The organism is Roseateles sp. P5_E11, assembly GCF_054049355.1.
The window spans coordinates 1-6,895 of record NZ_JBFUMO010000307.1 but is presented as its reverse complement, the minus strand read 5'-3'; the positions used below and the strand labels follow the sequence as shown (position 1 = coordinate 6,895).

Sequence of the window (6,895 nt, the reverse complement as noted above, 5' to 3'; positions counted from 1 at the left end):
CTGGAGATCAACGCCGAGCACGCACTGGTGAAGAAGCTGGATGGCAGCGATCACTTCGACGACCTCGCCCAGGTGCTGTTCGACCAGGCCGTGCTGGCCGAAGGCGGTCACCTGGAAGACCCGGCGGCCTATGTGAAGCGCGTCAACGCGCTGCTGACGGGTTGACCGTCGCGGCGCTGCAGTTCAGCGCCAGGCCCGGTCCTTGAGTCCGGGCCGGTCTGGGCGCCGGCGGCCTTGCTGGTCCGCCGAGTCGGCCCTGCTTCTGCGCTCTTTACGTGGCTTTGTGACGGTTTTGCGACAGGTCCCGTGCCCCCGGGCTTTCGCCTCGGCCGGCTCGCGGCTACCCTCCTAGGGTTTCCACCGAGTTTGCGTCGTACATGGTTCCGAGTGAGTTCTGCGCCTCTGTTGCGGCCGTGCCAGCGGCCATGGTGACCCGACGCCTCGTGTTGAGGCCACCGCGGGAAAGCGATCTGGATACCCTGACGGCGCTGCATGCCGACCCGGCGGTGAACCGTTTCTGTGCCGCCGCGACGCCGCACGGCCGCGCGGCCACCGAAACCCAGTTGCAGGCCTGGCTTGCTCACTGGCAGACGCGGGGTTTCGGCCACTGGGCCATCGCCGAGCGCGAACAACCTGAGACGCTGATCGGCTTTGGCGGCCTGATGCACCGCAGCGTTGCCGGCCACGCCGGCCTCTACCTTTACTACCGCATCACGCCCCAGGCCTGGGGCCGCGGCCTGGCATCGGAAATGGCCCAGCATGCGATGAGCCAGGCTTTCGAACAGCACCACGAAAGTACCGTCGTCGCTGCCGTTTTGCCCAGCAATGCGCCAACGCGCAAGACGCTGGAGTGTCTGGGCCTGCGCATGAAAGGCACATTGGCCGATGGCCCCGGCAGCGCCGCTGCGCTGCTCTATGAGCTGGGTGCCGACCGTTGGGCTGCCCTGCCCAAGGTCGAACCTGAAGCCATCGCCTTCGCGGCCTGAGCCTGAAACTCAACCCGCAAACCGCCTCAGGCCGACGAGGTCCAGCACCCGCAGGCCGCCATATTCGATGCGGATCAGGTTGGCATCGCTCAAGCGGTGCAGCGCCTGGTTCACCCGCTGGCGCGACAACCCCACCAGATAGCCCAGCTCCTGCTGCGTGATGCGCAGCCAGTTGCCCACGCCTGGGTAGAGGGTCGGGTGGAAGAGGGCGGCGAGGTTGCGGGCGACGCGCACGTCGGGGTCGTGGATGCGGTCGGTCTCTCGCGCGGCGATGAACTGGCCCAGGCGTTCGTTCAGCTGGTCCAGCACGAAGCGGTTGAACGCGATGCTGCCGTCGAGCAGCGCATGGAAGCTCTCAATGGGCAGGCCGGCCACGACGCTGGGCCGCAGGGCCTGGATGTTGTAGCGGTAGACCTCGCGCTTGAGCAACGTGCCTTCGCCGAACCAGCCGCCCGGAGGGATGCCGGTGAAGGTGACGGCCGCGCCCAGCGAGTCGTCGTTGTTCATCTTCAGCAGGCCGTCGATGACGCCAAACCACAAGGTGGCTGGTCGGCCGATGCGGCACAGCCGCTCGCCGGGCTCGGCATCGCCGACCTCCAGCGTGGCGATGGCGCGCTCGCGCAGTGGGCCGGTCAGCAGCTTCAACCAGGGAATGGCGTCCAGCTCAGCCGGCGCTGGCCGGCGGGTACGTTGTCTGAGCGGCAGTGACGTGTTGGCCATGGGGGCGGGAAAGTCTGGGCCGTGAAGACCCGTAAATTGTCGTCGTACCGACAGATGGGCGTCAAAGTACTGACCAGAATGGGGCTCACAGACGCAGGCTCCAGCCCGCGCATTGGAGACAGGCTTGACGACCTTCCCCCGGCTCTTGCTCGACCACGCCGCCCGCCGGCCCGACGCGCCTGCGCTGCGCGAGAAGGCTTACGGCGTTTGGCAGACACTGTCGTGGGCGCAGCTCGCCGCGCTAGTGCAGGAGCTGGCCCTGGGCCTGTCCGCTGCCGGCCTCCGCCGCGGTGAGCACATCGTCGTCGTTGGTGAAAACCGGCCGCGCCTGTACGCCAGCATGCTGGCCGCGCAATGCCTGGGCGCCATCCCAGTGCCGCTTTATCAAGACGCCGTCGCCGCTGAATTCGTCTTCCCGCTGAACAACGCGGAGATCGCGTTTGCCATCGTCGAGGACCAGGAGCAGGTCGACAAGCTGCTGGAGCTGCGCGAGCAATGCCCCCAGTTGAAGCGCATCTGGTTCGACGACCCACGCGGCCTGCGCAACTACGACGAGCCGGGTCTCGCTTCGCTGGACGAGCTGGCTACGCGGGGCCGCGCCTATGAGGCCGAGCGACCCGAGTTCTTCGCCGCCGAGGTGGCGGCCTGCCTGCCCGGTGACGTCGCGGCGCTGTTCTTCACCTCCGGCACGACGGGCAGCCCCAAGGGCGTCATGCACACCCATGCGACGCTGATCGACCGTGCCCAGGCCGGCCAGCGCTTCGACAAGCTGACCGACCGTGAAGAGGTGCTGGCCTATCTGCCGCCGGCCTGGGTGGGCCAGAACATCTTCAGCTATGCGCAGTGGCTGGCCGTGGGCTATGTCGTCAACTGCCCGGAGTCGGCCTCCACCGTCAGCATCGATCTGAAGGAGGTCGGCCCGACCTACTACTTCGCGCCGCCGCGGGTCTTCGAAGGCCTGCTGACGACGGTGATGATCCGCATGGAGGATGCGTCGGCGATCAAGCGCTGGCTGTTCGAGCGCTGCATGAGCCTGGCCCGGCGTGTTGGCCCGCGCCTGATGGACAAGCAGCCGGTGGGCCTGCTGGACCGGATGGCCTACGCCGTGGGTGATGCGCTGATCTATGGCCCGCTGCGCAACACGTTGGGCTTCTCGCGCGTGCGGGTGGCCTACACGGCAGGCGAGGCCATCGGGCCCGACCTGTTCAGCTTCTACCGGGCCATCGGCATCAATCTGAAGCAGCTCTATGGCTCGACGGAGACGGCCGTTTTCGTCTGCCTGCAGCCCGACCACGAGGCCCGAGCCGACACGGTGGGCGTGCCCATCGACGGCGTGGAGATCAAGCTGACCGACAGCGGCGAGCTGCTGGTGCGCTCGCCCGGCCTGCTCAAGGGCTACTACAAGAACGACGCCGCGACGGCCGAAGCGCTGACGCCAGACGGCTGGTTCCACACCGGCGACGCCGGCTTCCTGACGCCTGGCGGCCACCTGAAGATCATCGACCGCGCCAAGGATGTCGGCCGTCTGATGGGCGGCACCTTCGACGGCGCGATGTTTGCGCCCAAATACGTCGAGAACAAGCTGAAGTTCTTCCCGCACATCAAGGAGGCGGTCTGCTTCGGCGACAAGCGCGACAAGGTCTGCGCCTTCATCAACATCGACTTCGAGGCCGTCGGCAACTGGGCCGAGCGGCGCAATCTGCCTTACGCCGGCTACACGGACCTGGCCCAGCGGCAGGAGGTCTACGAGTTGATCCTGGATTGCGTGGAGAAGGTCAATGCCGACCTGGCGCAGGACGAGCTGCTGGCCGGCAGCCAGATCAGCCGCTTCCTCGTGTTGCACAAGGAGCTGGATGCCGACGATGGCGAGCTGACGCGCACACGCAAGGTCCGCCGCGGTGCCATCGCCGAGAAGTACGGCGTGCTCATCGACGCGCTCTACGACGGCAAGGTGTCGCAGTACATCGAGACGCAGGTGAAGTTCGAGGATGGCCGCACGTCGATGGTGGCGGCCGACCTGCGTATCGTCGAGGCACGCACCTTCCCGCCGGTTCGGAGCGCCGCATGAAGAAGATCGGCGAGATCGTGCTGGAGGTGAAGAACATCTCGCTGGCCTTTGGTGGCGTGAAGGCGCTGACCGAYATCAGCTTCGAYSTGCGCGAGCACGAGGTGCGCGCCATCATCGGCCCCAACGGCGCGGGCAAGAGCTCGATGCTGAACTGCATCAACGGCGTGTATCAGCCACAGCAGGGCAGCATCACGCTGCGCGGCCGTACCTTCAAGGGCATGAGCCCGCGCCAGGTGGCCGAGATGGGCGTGGCGCGCACCTTTCAGAACCTCGCGCTCTTCAAGGGCATGAGCGTGCTGGACAACATCATGACCGGCCGCAACCTGCGCATGAAGCGCGGCCTGTTCTGGCAGGCCCTGCACCTCGGCCCCGCGCGGCGCGAGGAAAGCGAACAGCGCGAGGCGGTGGAGCGCATCATCGACTTCCTCGAGATCCAGGCCTACCGCAAGACGCCGGTTGGTCGCCTGCCCTACGGCCTGCAGAAACGCGTCGACCTCGGCCGCGCGCTGGCGATGGAGCCCAGCCTGCTCTTGCTGGACGAGCCCATGGCCGGCATGAACGTGGAGGAGAAGCAGGACATGTGCCGCTTCATCCTGGACGTGAACAACGAGTTCGGCACCACCATCGTGCTGATCGAGCACGACATGGGCGTGGTGATGGACATCTCGGACCGCGTCGTCGTGCTGGACTACGGCAAGAAGATCGGCGATGGCGCGCCGGATGACGTGCGCAAGAACGAAGACGTCATCAAGGCCTACCTCGGAGCAAGCCACTGATGGGCCCATTCCTCGAAACCCTGATCGGCGGCCTGATGGCCGGCATGCTGTATTCGCTGATCGCCCTCGGCTTCGTGCTGATCTTCAAGGCCAGTGGCGTCTTCAACTTCGCCCAGGGCGCGATGGTGTTGTTTGCAGCGCTGGCGATGGCGCGCTTTGCCGAGTGGATTCAGAAATACACAGGCCTGGACGGCAAGGTCGTCGTCAACCTGCTGGCCTTCGTGGGCGCGCTTGCGGTGATGGTCGTTGTCGCCTGGCTGGTGGAGAGGCTGGCGCTGTCCAAGCTCGTCAACCAGGAAGGCGTGACGCTGTTGATGGCCACGCTCGGCATCGCCTACCTGCTTGAAGGCCTGGGCCAGACGCTGTTCGGCAACGACATCTACAAGATCGACATCGGCCTGCCCAAGGACCCGATGTTCCTGTTCGAGGACGTCTTCCCCGGCGGCATCCTCGTCAGCAAGGAAGACCTCTATGCCGCGCTGATCGCGGCAGCATTGGTCGCGGGGCTGTCGCTGTTCTTCCAGAAGACCGCCACCGGCCGCGCGCTGCGCGCCGTGGCCGACGACCACCAGGCCGCGCAGAGCATCGGCATCCCGCTGTCGCGCATCTGGGTCATCGTCTGGAGCGTGGCGGGCTTTGTCGCGCTGGTGGCCGGGATGATCTGGGGCAGCAAGCTGGGGGTGCAGTTCTCGCTGTCGCTGGTGGCGCTGAAGGCGCTGCCGGTCGTAATCCTGGGCGGACTGACCAGCGTGCCGGGTGCCATCGTGGGCGGGCTGCTGATCGGGGTGGGGGAGAAGCTGTCGGAGGCCTACTTGGGGCCGATGCTGGGCGGCGGCATTGAGTATTGGTTCGGGTACGTGCTCGTGCTCGTTGTCTTGCTGGTTCGGCCCCAGGGGCTGTTCGGCGAGAAGATCATTGATCGGGTCTGACGATGCTTTACCGCGAGAACGGCCAGTTCAAAACCTCTTACTCGGCGGACAGCCAGATCCTGCCCATCCGGCAGGATCGCATCGCGATGGCGCTGATGCTCATCGCTGCCTTCGTCGTCATCCCTATGGTCTCCAGCGAATACCTGCTGCGCGCCATCTTCATCCCCTTCCTGATCCTGTCCCTCGCCGCGCTCGGCCTTAACGTGCTGGTCGGCTACTGCGGCCAGATCTCGCTGGGCTCGGGCGCCTTCATGGCCGTGGGCGCCTATGTGGCCTACAACTGCCAGGCGCGTTTCGAGGGCATGCCGCTGATCGTGTCGCTGCTGGTCGGCGGTCTGGGTGCCACGGTGCTGGGCGTGGCCTTTGGCTTGCCGTCGCTGCGTATCAAGGGGCTCTACCTCGCAGTAGCGACCTTGGCGGCGCAGTTCTTTGTCGACTGGGCCTGCCTGCGCCTGCCCTGGGTCACCAACGGTTCTTCCTCAGGGTCGGTCAGTGTGGCGGGGCTGAGCCTCTTCGGCTTCAGCGTCGAGTCGCCGGCATCGCGCTACTTGCTGTGCCTGGCCTTCGTCGTCGTCTTCTCGCTGGCAACCAAGAACCTCGTGCGCGGCCACATCGGCCGGTCGTGGATGGCCATGCGCGACATGGATGTGGCGGCCGCCGTCATCGGCATCCGCCCCATGCAGGCCAAGCTCAGCGCCTTTGCCGTCAGCAGCTTCATCATCGGCGTGGCCGGTGCGCTGTGGGGCTTCGTGCACCTGGGTTCGTGGGAGCCGGCCGCCTTCGGCATCAACCGCAGCTTCGACCTGCTCTTCATGGTCATCATCGGCGGCCTGGGTTCGATCTCGGGCGCCTTCTTCGGCGCGGCCTTCATCGTCGTGCTGCCGCTGATCCTGGACAAGCTGCCCTACTGGACCGGCCTGCCGATCGACACCGCCACCGCCTCGCACCTCGCGCTGATGATCTTCGGCGCCCTCATCGTGTTCTTCCTGATCAAGGAACCACACGGCCTCGCGCGACTCTGGGCGACCGCCAAGGAAAAGCTCAGACTCTGGCCCTTCCCGCATTGATACCCACAACGACAAGGAGACAGCCCCATGAAGACTCTCATCACCTGCGCGGCCCTGGCCGCCCTGCAACTCTTCGCGGCCCCCGCGGCTATGGCGCAAGCCAAGGAGCAGTTCTTCCCGTTGCTGGTGTATCGCACGGGCCCTTACTCACCCAATGGCACGCCCTGGGCCAATGGCAAGCAGGACTACATCAAGCTCATCAACGCCCGCGATGGCGGCGTCAACGGCGTGAAGCTCACGTTCGAGGAGTGCGAGACCGGCTATGCCACCGACAAGGGCGTGGAGTGCTATGAGCGCTTGAAGGGCAAGGGCGCGACGCTGTTCGACCCGCAGGCCACCGGCATCACCT

At 66.0% G+C, this 6,895-nt stretch carries 8 protein-coding genes; 7 read left to right on the top strand and 1 reads right to left on the bottom strand.

All coding sequences use genetic code 11. The features are described from left to right. Positions 1–165: hypothetical protein (locus ACXJKR_RS20145; protein ID WP_457324325.1), on the top strand; the 165-nt coding region annotated here is incomplete at its 5' end. A gap of 260 nt (positions 166–425) precedes the next feature. Continuing rightward, complete coding sequence (locus ACXJKR_RS20140; RefSeq protein WP_162247736.1) at positions 426–986, top strand: GNAT family N-acetyltransferase; 561 nt, start codon at positions 426–428, stop codon at positions 984–986. Positions 987–995: 9 nt separating this feature from the next. Here the strand turns inward: ACXJKR_RS20140 and ACXJKR_RS20135 are convergent, their stop codons facing one another. Continuing rightward, the gene (locus ACXJKR_RS20135) at positions 996–1,706 is read right to left on the bottom strand and encodes a Crp/Fnr family transcriptional regulator (protein ID WP_457324324.1); all 711 of its coding nucleotides are present in this window, start codon (positions 1,704–1,706) and stop codon (positions 996–998) included. Between the two features lie 124 nt (positions 1,707–1,830). Between ACXJKR_RS20135 and ACXJKR_RS20130 the strand changes: the two genes are divergently transcribed. The 5 genes from ACXJKR_RS20130 to ACXJKR_RS20110 all read left to right on the top strand — a co-directional run. Further along, positions 1,831–3,774, top strand: coding sequence for an AMP-dependent synthetase/ligase (locus ACXJKR_RS20130; RefSeq protein WP_457324323.1), 1,944 nt, complete (start codon positions 1,831–1,833; stop codon positions 3,772–3,774). Further along, the gene (locus ACXJKR_RS20125; RefSeq protein ID WP_457324322.1) at positions 3,771–4,550 is read left to right on the top strand and encodes an ABC transporter ATP-binding protein; all 780 of its coding nucleotides are present in this window, start codon (positions 3,771–3,773) and stop codon (positions 4,548–4,550) included. The genes ACXJKR_RS20130 and ACXJKR_RS20125 overlap by 4 nt, the downstream gene beginning before the upstream one ends. Then, a complete protein-coding gene (locus ACXJKR_RS20120; protein ID WP_457324321.1) occupies positions 4,550–5,479 on the top strand; it encodes a branched-chain amino acid ABC transporter permease in 930 nt (309 codons plus the stop codon). The genes ACXJKR_RS20125 and ACXJKR_RS20120 overlap by 1 nt, the downstream gene beginning before the upstream one ends. 2 nt (positions 5,480–5,481) lie before the next feature. Then, positions 5,482–6,546 carry a branched-chain amino acid ABC transporter permease gene (locus ACXJKR_RS20115; RefSeq protein ID WP_457324320.1) on the top strand — a complete coding sequence of 355 codons (1,065 nt, stop codon included), beginning with the start codon at positions 5,482–5,484 and terminating at the stop codon, positions 6,544–6,546. Between the two features lie 27 nt (positions 6,547–6,573). Beyond that, positions 6,574–6,895 (top strand): ABC transporter substrate-binding protein (locus ACXJKR_RS20110; protein ID WP_457324319.1); only part of this gene is annotated, 322 nt, incomplete at its 3' end.